The organism is Rothia sp. P4278, from assembly GCF_048512945.1.
In the GTDB taxonomy this organism is placed as follows: Bacteria; Actinomycetota; Actinomycetes; order Actinomycetales; family Micrococcaceae; genus Rothia.
This window is the reverse complement of record NZ_JBLXXU010000004.1, coordinates 222,229-239,837: the sequence shown is the minus strand read 5'-3', so window position 1 is coordinate 239,837 and position 17,609 is coordinate 222,229. Positions and strand designations below refer to the sequence as shown.

16 protein-coding genes are annotated in these 17,609 nt (G+C 58.3%); 7 read left to right on the top strand and 9 right to left on the bottom strand.

From position 1 onward, the window contains the following. Positions 1-144: 144 nt before the first annotated feature. From dnaG to dusB, 5 genes are all read right to left on the bottom strand, one after another. The gene (gene dnaG, locus ACN085_RS09210; RefSeq protein ID WP_419111345.1) at positions 145-2,055 is read right to left on the bottom strand and encodes a DNA primase; all 1,911 of its coding nucleotides are present in this window, start codon (positions 2,053-2,055) and stop codon (positions 145-147) included. A gap of 39 nt (positions 2,056-2,094) precedes the next feature. Continuing rightward, entirely contained in the window at positions 2,095-3,435 is a 1,341-nt protein-coding gene (locus tag ACN085_RS09205; protein ID WP_419111344.1) for a deoxyguanosinetriphosphate triphosphohydrolase, read from the bottom strand. A gap of 32 nt (positions 3,436-3,467) precedes the next feature. Beyond that, the gene (locus ACN085_RS09200; protein WP_419111343.1) at positions 3,468-3,983 is read right to left on the bottom strand and encodes a GNAT family N-acetyltransferase; all 516 of its coding nucleotides are present in this window, start codon (positions 3,981-3,983) and stop codon (positions 3,468-3,470) included. A gap of 463 nt (positions 3,984-4,446) precedes the next feature. Next, a complete protein-coding gene (locus ACN085_RS09195) occupies positions 4,447-4,818 on the bottom strand; it encodes a DUF6176 family protein (protein ID WP_419111342.1) in 372 nt (123 codons plus the stop codon). Positions 4,819-5,560: 742 nt separating this feature from the next. After that, positions 5,561-6,760 (bottom strand): tRNA dihydrouridine synthase DusB, encoded by a 1,200-nt coding sequence (dusB, locus tag ACN085_RS09190; protein ID WP_419111341.1) that lies wholly within the window; start codon positions 6,758-6,760, stop codon positions 5,561-5,563. Positions 6,761-7,001: 241 nt separating this feature from the next. Between dusB and ACN085_RS09185 the strand changes: the two genes are divergently transcribed. Together ACN085_RS09185 and ACN085_RS09180 are read left to right on the top strand one after the other, a co-directional pair. After that, positions 7,002-7,541 carry a hypothetical protein gene (locus tag ACN085_RS09185; protein ID WP_419111340.1) on the top strand — a complete coding sequence of 180 codons (540 nt, stop codon included), beginning with the start codon at positions 7,002-7,004 and terminating at the stop codon, positions 7,539-7,541. Then, on the top strand, positions 7,513-7,896 hold the full coding sequence (locus tag ACN085_RS09180; protein WP_419111339.1) for a hypothetical protein: 384 nt from the start codon (positions 7,513-7,515) through the stop codon (positions 7,894-7,896). Before ACN085_RS09185 ends, ACN085_RS09180 begins: the two co-directional genes overlap by 29 nt. Positions 7,897-7,984: 88 nt before the next feature. Here the strand turns inward: ACN085_RS09180 and ACN085_RS09175 are convergent, their stop codons facing one another. Together ACN085_RS09175 and ACN085_RS09170 are read right to left on the bottom strand one after the other, a co-directional pair. Then, the gene (locus ACN085_RS09175) at positions 7,985-8,317 is read right to left on the bottom strand and encodes an MGMT family protein (RefSeq protein ID WP_419111338.1); all 333 of its coding nucleotides are present in this window, start codon (positions 8,315-8,317) and stop codon (positions 7,985-7,987) included. 3 nt (positions 8,318-8,320) lie between these two features. Continuing rightward, positions 8,321-9,328 carry a GNAT family N-acetyltransferase gene (locus tag ACN085_RS09170; protein ID WP_419111337.1) on the bottom strand — a complete coding sequence of 336 codons (1,008 nt, stop codon included), beginning with the start codon at positions 9,326-9,328 and terminating at the stop codon, positions 8,321-8,323. A 187-nt stretch (positions 9,329-9,515) separates the two neighbouring features. On the opposite strand from ACN085_RS09170, the gene ACN085_RS09165 reads away from it, so the two are divergent. Continuing rightward, complete coding sequence (locus tag ACN085_RS09165; RefSeq protein ID WP_419111336.1) at positions 9,516-10,136, top strand: GNAT family N-acetyltransferase; 621 nt, start codon at positions 9,516-9,518, stop codon at positions 10,134-10,136. A gap of 287 nt (positions 10,137-10,423) precedes the next feature. Here the strand turns inward: ACN085_RS09165 and ACN085_RS09160 are convergent, their stop codons facing one another. Continuing rightward, positions 10,424-11,806, bottom strand: a complete 1,383-nt coding sequence (locus ACN085_RS09160) for a glycine--tRNA ligase (protein WP_419111335.1) — start codon at positions 11,804-11,806, stop codon at positions 10,424-10,426. 142 nt (positions 11,807-11,948) lie between these two features. Here ACN085_RS09160 and ACN085_RS09155 point away from each other — a divergent pair, with 142 nt between their 5' ends. Beyond that, positions 11,949-12,167: an RNA-binding S4 domain-containing protein gene (locus ACN085_RS09155; RefSeq protein ID WP_419100238.1), complete on the top strand. Its 219-nt coding sequence runs from the start codon at positions 11,949-11,951 to the stop codon at positions 12,165-12,167. Between the two features lie 161 nt (positions 12,168-12,328). Here ACN085_RS09155 and ACN085_RS09150 read toward each other — a convergent pair whose 3' ends face one another. Beyond that, positions 12,329-13,012 (bottom strand): alpha/beta hydrolase, encoded by a 684-nt coding sequence (locus tag ACN085_RS09150; protein ID WP_419111334.1) that lies wholly within the window; start codon positions 13,010-13,012, stop codon positions 12,329-12,331. Positions 13,013-13,361: 349 nt separating this feature from the next. Here ACN085_RS09150 and ACN085_RS09145 point away from each other — a divergent pair, with 349 nt between their 5' ends. The 3 genes from ACN085_RS09145 to ACN085_RS09135 are packed head-to-tail and all read left to right on the top strand — an operon-like array spanning position 13,362 to position 17,513. After that, positions 13,362-15,530, top strand: coding sequence for a S9 family peptidase (locus tag ACN085_RS09145; protein WP_419111333.1), 2,169 nt, complete (start codon positions 13,362-13,364; stop codon positions 15,528-15,530). Positions 15,531-15,570: 40 nt separating this feature from the next. Continuing rightward, positions 15,571-16,545, top strand: a complete 975-nt coding sequence (locus ACN085_RS09140) for a hypothetical protein (RefSeq protein WP_419111332.1) — start codon at positions 15,571-15,573, stop codon at positions 16,543-16,545. Positions 16,546-16,571: 26 nt separating this feature from the next. Then, positions 16,572-17,513, top strand: coding sequence for a hypothetical protein (locus tag ACN085_RS09135; RefSeq protein WP_419111331.1), 942 nt, complete (start codon positions 16,572-16,574; stop codon positions 17,511-17,513). The last annotated feature ends 96 nt before the right edge of the window (positions 17,514-17,609 follow it).

Genomic DNA, 17,609 nt, shown 5'->3' with positions numbered 1-17,609 from the left:
TAACCCTTCGATTAACAGTCGAATGCTCTGCCAATTGAGCTACGGGGGAATGTTGTGTGCGATATTGTTGTCGCTGCAACGTGTAATAACTTTACGCGAGGTCGGGGGCCTGCGCAAATCGAGATTAGGTTAGCTCAGTCACATTTAGTCTTGGCCTTGCATTTTGGTGCGGCGGCGTAGTTCCAGGGTGAGGAGCTGTTGTTGGATCTGGCGGAAGGTTTCTGCGTCAGTTTCGGGGTTGATCCGTTGGAGTTGCATGAGGAGGTCTGATTTTTGGCGGGTGATTTCCTGTTCAAAGAGGCGGTTGAGGATGTCGCGGCTGTAGCGCTGGAGCTGTTCTGGGGTGCGGGCAGGTATGGGGGCTACGGTAAGTTCTGCGATGAGGGCGTGGACGGGTTCGGGTGCCTGGCTCCGTACGGTGTTGACCCAGGCGTGCCCGGCAGCTGGTGCCATGGTTCCGGCTGCCCCGATAATGCCTTGGGCTATGCCACTGTGGGCGCGGTAGCGGTAGTGGACGGTGGCGAGTTCTTGCCACTGTTCCAGGCTGAGGGATTCGGGGTATTGCAGGATGACTTCGAGGGCTTCGCGTTCGGTGCGGGCGGCGGGGTCGCGCAGGTCGGGTAGCTCGTAGGGGTCCTGTTCCGCTGCGGTGTTGACGGTTTCTTGTTCTTGGCGGGAGGCGGCTCGTTGGGCTTCTGCGGCTTCGGCTTTTTGGCTGGCGCTGGCCTGCGGGTGGTTGATGGCGTAGGTGACGGCGCGTTGAACTTCGGCCGTCTCTAATCCTAGCTGGCCGGATACCTGGCGCACGTAGGCGGGGCGCAAGGCCGCGTCCTTAATGCCGGCGATGATGGGGGCGATAGCCCGCATACCGCGCACACGGCCTTCGAGGGTGCTCAGGTCGTAGTTGGCAAGGGTCGCGTCAATGGCGAACTCAAAGAGGGGTCGGCGGGACTCGATCAGGGACCGCACGGCGGAGTCGCCGCGTGCAAGGCGCAGGTCGCAGGGGTCCATACCGTTTTTGGCAACGGCAACGTAGGTTTGGGCGACGAAGCGCTGGTCTTCGGAGAAGGCGGCCAGGGCGGCTTTCTGCCCGGCGGCATCCCCGTCAAAGGTGAAGATAACCTCTCCCCCGGTGCCGTCATCGGAGATCAGGCGGCGCACAATTTTGATGTGGTCGGTTCCGAAAGCGGTGCCGCAGGTGGCCACGGCGGTATCGACCCCGGCCAGGTGGGCGGCCATAACGTCGGTGTAACCTTCGACCACCACGATCTGCTTCTTCTTGGCGATGGGCCGCTTGGCCAGGTCCAGGCCGTAGAGCACCTGGGATTTTTTGTAGAGGGTGGTCTCTGGGGTGTTGAGGTATTTGGGGCCCTGGTCATCGTCAAAGAGACGGCGGGCACCGAAGCCGATGGTTTCACCGGTGATGTTGCGGATGGGCCAAATGAGCCGGCCCCGGAAACGGTCGTAGAGACCGCGCTGGCCCTCGGAGAACATGCCGGTGGCGCGGAGCTCGTCGGTGGTGAAGCCCTTGTTCATGAGGTATTTGAGTAGGTTGTCCCAGCCTCGCGGGGCGAAGCCCACACCGAACTTTTGGGTGGAGGCGGGGTCAAAGCCACGACCTCCCAAGAATTTTTGGGCTTCTACGGCAGCGGGTGTGTAGAGGTTCTTCTGGAAGAACTCGGTGGCTATCTTGTGGGCATCGAGCAGGCGCTGGCGGCGGCCCACTTCTTCCCTGCTCATGCCACTACCTTGCTCATAGTGCAGTTCGTAGTTGATGCGGGCGGCTAGCTTCTCCACGGTTTCGGTGAAGGAGGTGTGGTCCATCTCCATGAGGAAGCTAATGACATCCCCTGATTCACCGCACCCGAAGCAGTGGTAGGTGCCCATCTGTGGGCGCACGTGGAAGGAGGGGGTTCGCTCATCGTGGAAGGGGCACAGACCCTTAAAGGAGCCGATACCGGCTGATTTGAGGGTCACGTACCCTTCAATGATTTCGCGGATGTCAGTGCGGGTGCGCACCTGATCAATATCTTCTTTTCTGATTAAGCCTGCCACGGGTTCAAGTTTAGTTGAGCGGTCAAGCCGGCGGGTGACCTACCAGAGGGGTTTGTCCCCGATCGCCCAGTGGCTACCGGTGATGCGTTTGAAAAGAGCGGCGGCTGAGCGGTCGGTTAGGCAGGCAACCTGGTCAATGACCAGGCGCAGGCGGGCGGTGTCCTCATTGGGGCCAAGCTCACGCAGGTCAGCGGCAAAAACCGGGTCCAGGTAGTCCGGGTTATCGAGTAGGGCGTGGACCAGGAACTCCAGGATCTCCTGCTGATTCTCGGAGTGGGCACCGGCATCACGCGGGGTCATGACAAAGGCGGTGGCAATGCCTTTGAGCACCGCAATTTCGTGCTCGGTTTCTTCTGGCACAACCAGCTGGGCCTGGTAGCGGGTGAGTGGTTGGTTGCCGTAGAGCTGGCGGGTAGCCACCATAGAACTGACGGCAAAACGGCCAATCAATTTGGAGGTCAGCGCCTTGAAAGCGGCCATCGACGAGCGGGTGCCGCTCATGTAGGGCACCCAGCGGCCCAGTGCTTCGAGTCGGCTTAGGGCCTGGTCCAGTGTGGAGTCCTCCACACCCGGTAGGTACCATTGGCGGGTCTTCTCAAAAACAGCTTGGCGAGCGGTGGGTTCTTTGAGCTGGTGCAGTTGCAGGTGCCCGCCAAAGACGGCGTCCTCCACGTCGTGTACCGAGTAGGAGATGTCGTCTGCGAGGTCCATGACCTGCGCTTCAATACATTTCTGAGTCGGTTCGGCACCGGCTTCGCGGGCACCGGTGCGGAACCAGTCAAAGACGGGCAGGTCATCGGTGTAAACCCCAAATTTGCGGTTGGGTTTGCCGTCGGTTCGGGCTGGTGCGGCCTGGCGGGTCCAGGGGTACTTGCAGGTGGCGTCCAGGGCGGCGCGGGTCAGGTTGAGCCCGGCTGAGCCACCGTCATGGCGGATAACTTTGGGTTCCAGGCGGGTGAGCAGGCGCAGGGTTTGGGCGTTGCCCTCAAAACCACCGGCGTCGGTGGCTAGACGGTCCAGGGCGGTTTCGCCATTGTGGCCGAAGGGTGGGTGGCCCAGGTCGTGGGACAGGCAGGCGGTGTCTACCACGTCTGGGTCACAGCCCAGCATACGGCCTAGTTCGCGCCCGATTTGGGCGACCTCTAGGGAGTGGGTCAGGCGGGTACGCACAAAGTCGTCTGTGTCCGGGTCTACCACCTGGGTCTTTGCCCCCAGGCGGCGCAGGGCTGAGGAGTGTAGGACGCGGGCGCGGTCGCGTTCGAAAGGTGAGCGGTAGACAAAGCGGTGGTGTTCGGGTACCCAGCGGGCGGCATCGGCGCTGGTGTAGCCGGGGGTGGGTGCTTGTTCCGGGGTGGGAACCTGGTCGGGTGTGGGTGTCATGCCCTGCTTTCTGGCTGGTGGGTTGTCGCGGGTTAGAGGTCGTCGCCCTGGTCAAGGCGGTATTCGGCAGGCCAGGTGACTTCCCCGGCCAGCGGCGGGTAGTCGGGTGTCAGGTTAAGCGCTTGCAGGTTCTGGGCCAGCTCGGCGGGGGTCATACCGTCAATGTAGGCGCGTACACCGCTGTGGGCCGCCGGCCTAAACCCGAAGCGGCAGTAGTAGGCGGGATCGCCCAGCACAATGACACTGGTGGGGGCGTTGGTTTCTTGGGCCAGTTTGCCAGCTAGTTCGAGGGCCTGGTGGACCAGGGTGGTACCTGCTCCCCTACCCCGGTGGTTGGGGTGAACGGCCAGAGTTGCCAGGGCGAGGGCGGGCCAGGAACCGACCCAGCAGCGGCTGAGAAGCACATAGCCAGCGAGCTCGGGGCTGTCTGCGGTGTCGGCGTGAGCGACCAGAGAAATACCGGGTTCCCAGGCGGCGGGGTTTGCCCCGTAAGTCGGTGACCAGTTGCGCTTGGTAGCCTGTAGGAAAGACCCTCTGGAGCAGGGCATCGATGGCCGGCACATCGGCGGGGCTTTCGGGGCGAACGGTGTAGCTGGTCATAGCTTCTAGTCTAGTGGCTGGGGCAAGCCGGTAGCCGCTGGGGCGTTCCCAGTCTCCGCTTCTATCTCGCCCCCCAAGCATATGTGCCGTAAACCTTCTGGGGTGCCTTCTTTGTAGGACCCCTGAAGGTTTGCGGCAGACACTGAATTGCGATATGCGCCAGGGGGTGTGCCGTCCTCCCGGTGGGGCCAGGGTTCTGCGCTGCTAGCGGGACCGCCGAACCAGCTGAGGCAGGCTCCATCAGGTCAGAGCTCTTCAAGTTCTGTGATTGATCTTGACAGATTGTCTTCGCACAGGAGCCTGGCTGGAGCCTGTTGTACAGGTAGCTTGTAGCTGGCAACCCATTCTGTGATGAGGGAATCATGGGCCTGGATAGGTGTTTGAAGTTTTTTCAGGTGGTAATGGCGGAGTCTAGGTGTTTTCTTGTTTGAGAGGTTTCATGGAGGCCTGCACCCGTTCGGGCATCATGTGGACGCGCGGGGTGAGTTGCTGGGGCTCGTAGGTGGGGTCGATACATTCACGCCAGTAGTAGACGTGCTTTTGGTCCAGCCAGTGCGGGGAGTCGCGAACCGAACGGCTTGCGCCTCGCTCGCCTTGAACGGAGTACCAGTAGAGGTAGTCCACCCCGTCGATAGTCTCAGCGAAGATGGTCTCCACATACATTTCTTCTGGTTCCAGGGTCTCTCGCACAGCTTCCATATTGGAGTTGAGGAAGGCCAGCCACTCATCCACCAGGGCACGCTTGCCCGGAAGAACACGAAAACGGGTAAGTTCAATAAGCATGGTTCCAGGGTAGCTTTCAAGGCTTATGTTTCCTACTACCGAGCCATGGCCTAACGGTGTTGACAACGTAGATTACATTTTTAGCGATGACGCTACACCCCATCAGAAGTTCAACGAAGTAAAACATGATAAACCTACTTTCAGCGATTTACATAGATGGTCATCAAAAAACTGGTACTTCCCCATGAGAAACCAACAAAGCACCTCCCCCAACCTTGTCGATATTCCATCAGCAATTTTGTTTTGCCCTAAAAATGATTAGGCAACGATGAGGAGCTCCTTCCATGGCTTCCATCATAAGATTACAGGAATTAAACAAGATAATAAAAATACATGTTCAAAATTATTTCAAAACTGGCCTAAGCGAAGCACAGTTGATGCATATGCCCCCATAATTATGGGGAAGGTCTCGGATACTAAAAATACATAGAACTACCCCGCCACAAGTCAAACACCAAAGCAGGAATCCAAGACAGAAGCAACTCTACCAGCTCCAAAGCGGTACGCCCCAAAGAGTAAAACGAGATAGACCGGTTACTATACAAGACAAACCTTTACAGTAAATCAGCCAACGCCTAGCAAGGGCACCCCCTTATCTTTATCCACAACGCCGTCACCATACTCAAACGCGACATCTAGATTCCTGACTGAAGCGCGGGGGTTTCTTTCCAGGTGTGAAGGTTAGCCCCGCCTGGGGAAAGATAGCCCGCATCTTGGCGGTGGCAGTTGTGGGCAGGCCGGTTTACCCGCCGCTGATGTCCAGTTCAGCGCCCACTAAGCCTAAACGTTCTGCGTCGCCCAGCAGGCGGGAGTCCAGCCAGCCGTCCGGCAAGTGCGGTTTCTTGGGGTTGCCCGCGCGCCCGCGCGGTCCCTCAACGGCCTCACCCGGGTAACCAATGGAATGGTCCAGCTCGGCCAGGTATTCGCGGAAGGCCTCCAGGGTAGGCACCGTGGACATCTTGGCGCGCAAACGCCCGCCCACCGGGTAGCCGTGGAAGTACCAGGCCACATGCTTACGGATCTCCCGCAGGCCACGAGTCTCGTCCCCAAAGGTCTCCACCAGTAGTTCCGCGTGCCGGTAAATCATGTCGGCTACCTCAGACACAGCCGGGCGGTGGCGTTCCTCAGAGCCCTCAAAAGCGTTCTGCAGGTCGCCAAAAAGCCAGGGACGGCCCTGGCAGCCACGCCCCACCACAATACCGTCCACGCCGGTCTGCTCGACCATGGCGATCGCGTCCTCGGCTGAGAAAATATCGCCGTTGCCTAAAATCGGCACATCGGGAATGGCCTCGCGCAGGCGCGCGATAGAGTCCCAGTCAGCCTTGCCGGAATAGTGCTGGGCGGCGGTACGCCCGTGCAGGGCAATCGCGGCGACCCCGGAGTCGCGCGCAATCTTAGCCGATTCCAGGTAGGTCAGGTGGTCCTCGTCAATGCCCTTACGCATTTTGATGGTCAGGGGAATATCCTTGCGGGAGGCCTCGCGCACAGCGGTCTGCACGATGGCGGTAAAGAGGTCAGTCTTCCAGGGAAGGGCCGAGCCGCCGCCCAGCTTGGTGACCTTGGGGACGGGGCACCCAAAGTTCAGGTCAATGTGATCGGCGCGGTCTTCTTCAACTACCAGGCGGATCGCCTTACCCACGTTCAGCGCATCCACACCGTAAATCTGGATAGAGCGAATCTGCTCGTCCCCATCGTGCTCGATGATACGCAGGGACTCCGGGTTACGCTCCACCAGGGAGCGGGCGGTCACCATTTCGGTGACGTAGAGGCCACCGCCGTACTCGCGGCAGAGCCTGCGGAAGGCCTTATTGGTGACCCCTGCCATGGGGGCCAGGACGACCGGGGTGTCAATGGTGTGCTTGCCCAGCTGCAGGGGCGGCAGCTTGAGCTGTTTGGTGCGGGCCTGCTGGGGGCTATCGGTGGATGTTTCTTCTGTGATCACCTAGCAATTCTGGCATAAACCCAGCGCGGGCGCAGTGGCTGGTGCCCCAAAGCGGGTGTGCGGTGCATAACCTGGCAGCTGTTACCCGAACAGCCGCACCGTCGCAGCCTGGTCTGGGGCAGGTCCTTGCGGCCCCAGACTTACCCAAAATGAGTACCGTCAACAAGTCTTGACAGGCACTCAGATTTTATTTCATACTTGTGGAAAGTCAATCTTTCTTGACAATTCCCCAGGAGGGTTTATGGATTCCAAAGACCCGCTCATGCTCGCGGTAGGCGCAGCCCATGCCGAGGTCACCCGCGCCAACCAGGCCCTTGAACAAGCAGTAGAGGCCGCCCGCGCAGGCGGTGCCACCTGGCAGCTCATCGGCTCAGCCATCGGCGTGACCAAACAGGCCGCCGCCCAACGTTTCTCCGACTCGGTCTATAACGCACGCTCACTGCCCCAAATCGAGACAAAACTGCAACAGGTAGCCGAAGCCGTCTTTGCCGCGCTCGCCCACAGCGACTACCAACACGTCCACCACCACATGACCTACACCGCCGCCCGAAAGCACTCCAAACGCAAGCTGGCTAAGGTCTGGCAGCAGGTCCTTGAGGCAAACGGCGACTTTATAGAGGTCCAAAGAACCGTGATTGAACAGGCCACCTTAGGCTATACCCTCACCTACCGGCTACGCCACCAGCGGGGCGAGCCGGTCGGCCAAATCTCCTTTAACTCAGCCCACAGGATCACAGGATTGGTGATATTCAATGACGACTCAGCCGAACTCCCCTGGTAGCGGCTCCTACGCACCCCTGGCCATGGTAGCGCTCTGGGGTTTACATGGGCTTATCGCCTGGTACCTGAGCCGGGACCTCTACATGACGGCCTTTGGGGTAGGCATTGTGGCCGTGGGTACTGTACTGACTCAGTTCTTCTCCAAACCCCAAGGAGCCCAGGCTATGGTCTGGCGGCCCGGCATGATGGCCTGGAATATTGTAATCTGCTGGTGTCTCTGGGGTGCCCTCCATGCCCTCTGGAATTTTGACGCTCTCTTTGCAATAATATGGCCGGCTATTGGCTACATCGCAAACTATTCAGGCCAATCATCTACCGGCAGGGGACGCCGCCGTGCCCAGGACATAGGGGTCTAAGGCACACACTAGCAGCAAGGCCCCGCCCTTTCGCTCTTGGGCCCGGTGGATAACCTCCGGCCTAAGAGCGAAAGGGCGGGGCCTTACGTCATACCTCTAGTTCAGCCAGCCAAGTGGCAGATAATTGAGCCAGTTCCGGCAGGCTTACCCGAGCTTGCCGCAAGTCAACCCGCCCGTCAGCGGTCAGGGCAGTACCCTCAGCTCCCCAGCGCTCGGTAGCAGGTGCGGCATGACCGGGTATCTCACCCCGGGCATTACACACGCGCCACCAGGGCGCCCCACTCCCCCAGGTCGCCATCACCCTGCCAACCACACGCGGAGACTCCCCGGCAACAGCACCCACATCCCCGTAAGTTGCCACCCGCCCGGGCGGAATAGATTCAGCAACCCTCAGGATGCGCTCAACCCGTACATCCTCCATCGGTTAGGCATCCGCAATCACCAGAGTTTCGCTGGTGACCTTTGCGGAGCCCATCTTGATGAGCTGGTCAATCAGCACAGCCAGATCTTCCATCGAGTCATCCACCTCAAGGGAGACCGCGTACTGGCCGGTCATGACCGAAAGTAGCTGCATAATAGCTTCACGGGCCTGGGGGTGGCCCAGCCGGTAGCCCACGGTGATTTCGGTAGCATCGTCCTCGGAGATTTCCATGAGGCCCGCGTCAACAGCCAGGGGCCGGTAGCTAACAGCAAAGGCCAGAATGTCACCTTTTTTACCCTCGGCTTGAGCGCGCAGAATATCGTCACGCAGCACGACCGCGCCGAGCGCTTCAGCTTCATCAGACAGGAAGAGCCTGTTTACCCGCCCAATGGACAGGTCAGCGGGCTGGTCCCAGCCGTGAATGCCCCGGTAGAACTCCCAGAAGCGCTGGGTCAGTTCCACAGAGCCGGTGGCTAGGTCTTCGATGGTCTGGGTCATGCGTTCGGAGGCGTCTTGGCGCAGGGGCACCGGTGGAACAGTACCGGCTTCAATGCGAACCATCCGCGAGCGCTGGATAACTTCAAAGCCCTGGGCCTGAGCAAATTCTAGGCCGCTAGAAGCCGGCTCTACCTTGGTGCGGAAGGCGCTGACACCACTGGGGGCTGCCTGGGCAGCGTGTTTGAGGGCGGCGATTAGGTGGTTGCCGAGGCCGGTTCGGCGATGGTCGGGTGCTACTTCCAGGTAGGCCCAGAGTCGCTGTGGGTGCAGGTCGGTTTCGTAGATGGTACCTGCGGCGACCGGAACCCCCTGGTGTTCAGCAACCAGGGTGCGGCTAAAGGGCGCGTCTGTATCAGGAGAGAAGGATGAGCGGAAGGCTGCGACCTGGCGGTTTTCGGGGTCCTGCCAGTATTGGAGCATTTCCATGTCGTCGCCGGTGCGCCAGGGGCGTAGGGTGTAGCCGACGGATAGGGGGGTCTTGGTCTCTGGTGCAGTGGGGGTGGTCTTGTCCACGGGGTTCTTGTCCTTGGCTCTTAGCGGGGTCTACCCCTCTACTCTAACGTCCCCTAGGGCTTCCCTGCCTGCCACTGAGGCGGGGTGGGCGCCCGAATGTGAGCAAGCTCCGCCCTGTAACCTTCTCTTCACCCGCTAGACTAGGAGAGCTTAAAGTTTATTTGACTCTATCGCTTAGTGTGGTTCCATGACATCCCTTTTTTCTCACAAACCAACCCTGACCGGCTCTTTAGTTCAGTTACGCCCTTTTAACGATTCTGCTATCGATGCCATGATTGAGATTCTGCGTGAGCCCGATGCTTTGCGTAAGACGGCTTCGGCGCATTCCCGACTCATTGGTGGCACTGATGCTGATGAGCAGGCAACCCGTGACTGGTATGCACTGAGGAATACAAAAGATAACCGTCTTGATTTGGCTGTTTTTGCCCCGGCCCTGAACCGCTACGTGGGTGAGGTTGTCTTCAATGAATACAATGCGACCAGCAGGTCCGTCAATTACCGTATTTGCATCAGCTCAGCGGGGCAGAACCGGGGTTACGGTACTCAGGCAACCAAACTGATGGTGGATTACGGCTTTGAGCACCTAGATTTGAACCGAATTGAGCTGGAGGTTGTCGATTTCAATCAGCGTGCCCGCCACGTTTATACCTCCTGCGGTTTTATTCCGGAGGGGCGCCGCCGCCAGGCATTCTTCATTGATGGCACTTACCACGACGCTGTGATCAAGTCGGTCCTGCGGAGCGACTGGGAGGCCAATCGTTCTATGAGCGGTCACCTGAATGTGAACTACGCGTCCGTAGAAGTTTAGGTTCATGCCCCTAGCTAGTGTCTTATAAGGCAAAAGCCGCCCGCTCCTGGTAACAGGGGCGGGCGGCTTTTTTGGCCTGATTTTTGCTGGTACTCCGGGCCAAATGCACTACCTTTGCCTCGGCAGCTGGCTCGGAGCTGGACTTAAGGGCCATTTCCGACCGAAGACGGCACCGCTCTCTGGCAACTGGCGGGGCTGGCCTTAAGGGTGTTGCTGAAGAGCGGTGACCTGTTTAAGGCTGGTGTTAAGGGTATTGCCAGAAACAGCAAGGTCCCAGAGAACCAGACTTACTTGGTCAGCTTGGCTGCAAGGTAGGCGGTGACCTGGTCCAGGGAGACGCGCTCCTGGGTCATGGTGTCGCGCTCGCGGATAGTGACAGCCTGGTCTTCTAGAGTGTCAAAGTCCACGGTGATGCAGAAAGGTGTGCCGATTTCGTCCTGGCGGCGGTAGCGGCGGCCGATTGCACCGGCGTCGTCATAGTCGATGTTCCAGTTGCGGCGTAGCTCATCGGCCAGTTTCTTGGCGGTAGGAACCAGGTCTTCCTTCTTGGACAGGGGCAGGACGGCGGCCTTGACAGGCGCCAGTCGCGGGTCCAGCTTGAGGACGGTGCGCTTGTCTACGCCACCCTTGGTGTTGGGGGCTTCGTCTTCTACATAGGAGTCTACGAGGAAGGCCATCATAGAGCGGGTCAGACCGAAGGAAGGCTCGATGACGTAGGGGACGTAGCGTTCGCCGGTGCCCTGGTCGAAGTATTCGAGTTTAGCGTTGGAGTGTTCGTTGTGGACGCCCAGGTCGTAGTTGGTGCGGTTGGCTACGCCCATGAGTTCGCCCCATTCGCCGCCCTGGAAACCGAAGCGGTATTCCAGGTCCATAGTGCCTGCGGAGTAGTGGGCGCGGTCTTCGGCGGGTACATCGAATTTGCGCATGTTGTCGGGGTTGATGCCGAGGTCTACGAACCAGTTCCAGCAGTCTTCGATCCACTGGTCGTAGTATTTGGGTGCGTCGTCGGGGTGGACGAAGTATTCGATTTCCATCTGTTCGAACTCGCGGGTTCGGAAGATGAAGTTGCCGGGGGTAATTTCGTTGCGGAAGGCTTTACCGATCTGGCCGATACCGAAGGGCGGGCGTTTGCGGGCAGCGGTGACGACGTTGTTGAAGTTGACGAAGATGCCTTGGGCGGTTTCGGGGCGCATGAAGTGCAGGCCCTCTTCGTTGTCGACGGGGCCCAGGTAGGTTTTCATGAGGCCGGAGAAGTTTTGGGGTTCGGTCCACTGCCCCTTGTTGCCGCATTTGGGGCAGGTGATGTCGTACATGCCGTTTTCGGGCTGGCGGCCCTTCTTCTCAACGAAAGCTTCGATGAGGTGGTCTTGGCGGTGCCGGGAGTGACAGGACAGGCACTCAACTAGGGGGTCGGTGAAGGTGGCGACGTGGCCGGAGGCTTCCCAGACCGCCTTAGGCAGGATGATGGAGGAGTCGAGGCCGACCATGTCTGCGCGGCCGCGGACGAAGGTCTGCCACCACTGCTGGCGGATGTTTTCTTTGAGTTCGGCACCGAGCGGGCCGTAGTCCCATGCGGAGCGGGAGCCGCCGTAGATTTCACCTGCTTGGAAGACGAATCCGCGTCGTTTTGCCAGTGAGATGACGTTATCAAGTTGTGACTTCGGTGCCATGTTTTTTGGTTTCTCCTGTGAGCCTGCGCCACCGGTTGTGGCGTGCTTGGATTGTGGGGGTAGTGCCCGGTTGGGCACACTGCCTTTAAGCCTACCGCACCGGTTGAAGGCGGGGAACCAACTGGTCGCTAGACTGGAGGCTATGAGTATTGAGTCTGTGTTTATTCGTGATGAGATGATTCGGCTGGGCCAGTTTTTGAAGCTGGCGAACCTGGTGGAGAACGGGGTTCATGCCCGTGAGGTGATCCGGGACGGCCTTGTTAAGGTGAACGGTGATATTTGTGAGCAGCGTGGCCGCCAGTTGCATGCTGGGGATAGGGTAACTCTCAATGGGGTCACGGTGCAGGTGGCGCACGACTAGGTAAGCGTGAACTCAGCACCCTAGCGGCCAAGACCCTTAACGCCAGCCCCGAGCCAGTTGGCCGCTAGGGTGCTGAGCCAAGGGCCTCAGCCTAGGCTTTGCTCTTTTGTGCCCTAGTACTGGCGGGCTGTTTGGCATGATTCAGCCCGCCGGTTTTCTCTTTAGTTCAAGATGTTCTCGCGGATAAAGGTGCTCATGTGCGCTAGTTCGCTGGGGGCAATCCCGTGGCCGATGCCCGCGTAGAGGTAGTCGGTAAGGGCGGTGTGGTCTTTGACCCATTCTTGGGTGAAGCTGATCTTTTCGGCGGTGATGATGGGGTCAGCTTCGTCCCGGCCCCAGAACAGTGGTAGAGGTTGAGCGGTGAGCTCGGCATCTTTGAAGTAGCCCTCTCCCCCGTCGACCACATAGCCGGACAGCCCAATCACAGTGCGCACCAGGTCGGGCCGGTGGCGGGCAATGCTGGTTGCTATGGCCATACCCTGGGAGAAGCCAAGCAGGTTGAGGCTGCGGTAGTTGGCGGCAAGGGGTTCTAGCCATTCCAGGACGTAGTCCACGGCCAGTTCGATGGCACGGAACCCTACGGTTTCTAGTTGTTGGTTGAGGGGCCACCACTGGTAGCCCAGGGCGGGTGCGCCAATGAAGGCGTCCTTGGCGTCGGCGGGCAGGGCGTAGCCTACCGGCTGGGGTGCCCGTACTGAGGCGTAGGTGATGCCCTCTTGGGGCAGGTGGTTGACCAGGCCCATGAGGTCTTGTTCGTGGGAGCCGTAGCCGTGCAAGAGGACGACCAGGTGGGTGCCCTTGCGAAAGGGTTCAGCTTTTGAGTAGGTAAGGGTATGGGTATTCATGGGCTTAGTCCTTAGCTGGTGGCTCATTTTTCTCAACTTATCATGGGTGGCCAAGCTGAGCCACGGCATGTGGCAGGGACGCTCGTTGAAGGTCTCGTGACTCATCTGCTTCTGCCAGCTTCAGATAAGGTCTTTCCTGGTGTCTAAAAACTGACCAACTACCTAACAATCACGACTCTCACTAGATAAAAGAGTCTCATTGGTCGCAAAAAAGCTATAGACTGCGTACACTCAGGATATTTGGTTCCACCAAATTACTAGAAAGTTGGTAGGCATTTTCTACCCTGACCGGGTAGCCCTACCTGCCTTGTAGCACACACCCACAGATCTGGCTGAAAGGTGACCGAGCATGCCCGTGCCCCCTCTTGCCCAACGTACCCCTCTTGAACGTACCCACCACGGTGATACTTTTATCGACCACTACGAGTGGCTCCGCGATAAAGAAAGCCAGCAGGTACTGGACTATCTGAAGGCAGAAAACGCTTACACCGAGGCCGTGACCGCCGACCAACAGCCCCTACGTGACGCTATTTTTGAAGAAATCAAGGGCCGCACCCAGCAAACCGACATGTCGGTGCCTTCGCGCAGGGGGGCCTGGTGGTACTTCAATCGCACCGTCGCCGGTCAGCAGTACCCGATTATGTGCCGGGTTCCCGCTCAGACCGAGGGCAGCCTGGCGGAGCGCTACGAGCCACCGGTCGTTCAGCCCGGCCAGCCTCTTGACGGTGAGCAGGTCGTCCTGGACTGTAACGACTTCGCCCGCGACATGGCTTTCTTCTCACTGGGCTCTTTTCAGGTCACCCGTGACGGCACCCTTTTGACTTTCGGTGTTGATGACTCCGGCGATGAACGCTACACCCAGTACTTTAAGAATCTGGAGACCGGTGACTTCCTCCCCGAAACTTTGGAGAACATCTTTGCCGGTGCTTTCTTTGCCTCCGGCGCAAGCCACCTGATCTACTCAGTGGCTGATGAGTCCTGGCGGCCCTATGAGATTCGCGCTCATGCGCTGGGCACCAGCCCGGAGCAGGACATTGTGCTCTACCGCGAGGACGACCCCGGTATGTGGCTGAGCGCGAACATGTCCTCATCCCGCACCCATCTTGTGATCACATCTGCCAACTCTGAATACTCAGAGACTCGCATTATTAACATTCACGAGCTGGGCCAGCTTGAGCCCACCCTCATCCTGCACCGGGATGCTGGGCTTGAGCACACCACCGACATTATCGATGTCAACGGAACCGGCTACCTAGTACTGGGGCACAATTACCAGGCTCCTAACGGTGAGGTTGTTCTTGCTCCCCTGCATGACCGGTATCTTGCTTTTGAGGACTTCCGGGCGGGCTGGCTTCCTCTGATGCCGCACAGTTCCGATGTCAGGATTGAGGGCTTCAAGTTCTCCCGTAACCACTGGGTGGTTATGGCACGTGAGAACACCACGGTCAAGGTCTTTATTGCCCCTCGGAATGCTCTAGCAGAGCAAATTGCAAACCCGCATGCTCAGGGAATTGAGCTCTATGAGCCGGGCGGTTTTACCGATGAGCTTTATACCTCGGCCTTTTCGGGGGTCAATATCATGTCCCCGGTGATACGGCTGAACTACACCTCCTATCTAACCCCCAATAGCGTCTACGATTATTTCCCGGACAGCGATGAGCTCATTTTGCGCCGGCAGACCCCGGTCCTTGGCTACCAGCCAGAGCAGTACACGGCCTACCGCATGTGGGCACCGGCTGAGGACGGGGCTATGATTCCGCTGTCTGTCATGCACCGCGCTGACCTGGATCGGAGTCAGGGACACCCTGTGATTCAGTACGGCTACGGCTCCTACGAGTCCTCCATGGACCCCTATTTCTCAACGGCCCGCCTGAGCGTGCTGGACCGAAACGTCGTTTTCGTTGTTGCCCATGTTCGGGGTGGCGGGGAGCTGGGCCGCGCCTGGTACACCGAGGGCAAGAAACTGGCTAAGAAGAACACCTTTACCGATTTCATTGCTGCTACCGACTTTTTGGCACAGCAGCCCTGGGTTGATGCCTCCCGCATCGGAATTATGGGCGGTTCTGCCGGTGGTCTACTGATGGGTGCGGTGGTGAACATGGCTCCCGAGAAGTACGCCGCTTGTCTTGCACAGGTACCCTTTGTGGATGCTCTGACCACCATTCTTGATCCTAACCTGCCGCTATCGTCCCTGGAGTGGGAGGAGTGGGGCAACCCCATAACCGACCGTGAGGTCTATGAGTACATGAAGTCCTACAGCCCCTACGAAAATATCCGCCCGGTTCGCTACCCTGCTATTGCAGCGGTCACCTCGCTCAATGACACCCGAGTTTTCTATGTGGAGCCAGCCAAGTGGGTTGCCGCTCTTAGGCACACCATTGCGCAGGACTCCCCCACGCCTCTGCTGAAGGTTGAGATGGAGGGCGGTCACGGTGGCGGTTCGGGGCGCTATACCGCCTGGAAAGAAATCGCCTGGGACTATGCCTTCTTACTACAAAAGTTAGGTGCTCAAGACTGAGCGGACACAGGCCGGACGGCCCCTTGCATAAGTTACGACTATGACAAACAATATTTCAAAGGTCCCTCTGAGCATCACTCAGGAGGTCTTACTCTCCATTCTCAGTAAACCTGCTTACCGGGCTCAGTGGATGCCCTATGCTCAGAGGCAAAGGGGCTCTTTGGTCAACCAAAGAGCTGTAGCCACCTTCATCGCCTATCATCTCTCTGATGAGACTGGCACAGAGGTATCAGTAGAATCGCTCAAGGACCGCGTATCACGCGCACTCACGGGCTATCTACCCTCCGATTCAACGCTTCAGCTCTTTGCGTCCGCTTTTGGTTTCACTCTCTCAGAGCGCCAGGAGCTACGCCAAGCCCTTTCGGCAGATACCTTCTCTCGCAGGGCTATATCCACTACCTCGGCAGATGAGGAAGAGCCACCAGATGCCCTAGAAAGAGCACGTTCAGACTATACTTCTTTGTCCACTATCATGATCTGCCATACGGATAGGGAGGGCCTTTTAACCAGCATCGACATTACAGAAGTGATCCAAGCTGACAGGGATCATGTCACCCGTATCCTACCCCGCTTTGAGGCCCCTCAGGCAGACTTTAATCTGCTGGAGGGGGGTCAGCTACAGGTGACCCAGGCGCCGGAGAAGATCAAACCCCACGGGGAGGATAACACCCTGTGGGAATTGGTTATCCGGCCTCCTAGCCCCATCCGTAAGGAACAGATCCACCAGGTACGGTATCGAATCGATATCGACCCCTCTGAAGATCAGCTCATAGATAACCAAAATTGCATCACCCTGGGGCCTTTTGAAAAGGCCCGTTACAATTTCACCTTAGTGATTGATGGACAGGCGCCCCTGAAGAACATGGTCAAAAAAATCTGGGGACCCACCATCGATGAATCCGAATTGATTGATTCTTCTAGCCTGCCCGACCAGTCCTATCATTCCCTGTCCCTACCCATTATTCAGGACACCATTGTTGCCTACCAGTGGGAGCACTCCCACTCAGATTCTTAAGGCTTTGAGAGAAAGTCACTCTAGTCATGAATCATAATCCTGATTTTCCTTCCCTGGACGAGGGTGCCCAGCTACCGGCGCCCCATTCTTTTCGTGACCAGTCGGTCAAACTAGCCAGCGCGATTCTGCGCCAGGAGCTACTTTCGGCAAGCAACCGCGCTATCTGGTCTAAGCACACCGCTTCAGATGGCGATCCGCCCTCCCAGACTCTCTCGGTCAGGGCCATATCCAGGGCCATCGCCGCCCATTGCAAACACTATTATGGTCAAGACTGCTCCAGCAGCCGCTATAAAGACCGGGTCAGCCGCGCTATTCGCGGGGAGCATATCAGTCTTGACACCCTCAATCTTTTCACCGAAACCTTCAGTTTCAGCCCCTCTGCCAGCGCTAGCCTCCATGAAGTACTGACCACTGGGATCGAGACGGATGAGATGCTCGGAATGCTCAGAGTGGTGCCCCAGGCATCAATCGTCAGTTCCTTTACCAGGGTTGATTTAGCCCCCTCCGATCAGGATGGGGAGGACCATGTCATGGCTCATATCAACGCCAAGCTCCTGAGCCTAGAGACCGGTTGCTCGGCCTTGCTACTACCGCTTTCAGCTACTAGCACAGTCACCGTCCGAGAGAGCAACTTCTTACTCAGCAGGCTAGAGGGTGGCCCGGAGTGGGTTTTTACTCCCATGCAGTACATACCACCCCTGCAAACCTTTATGCTCAGGTTTTCTGTCCTTATTCAGGCCCCTGCCGATTCCGAGGGCTTCCGAAAAATCCACTTCCCCTTAGCGACGCGCGTTCATTCCACCGGGATCCGGGTTGAGACGGGAGGGCAGAAGAAAGACATCGAAATTCTACTGGAGGGTCGCGGGTCCAAAGCAGACACAACTTTAATCCATGAAACAGTGGAGGACTACTCGTCCTGTTTTATCCCCCTACTCAGCGACGACTATCTGGTGGTTCGATGGCGCTAGCAGCTACCTTTTCCCGGTGCTACATAAGAACGACATGGGCACTTATAGAATCAAAGCACCGGTTGAGGTAAAACGGCTGAGGCCCTCTTGAGGGGT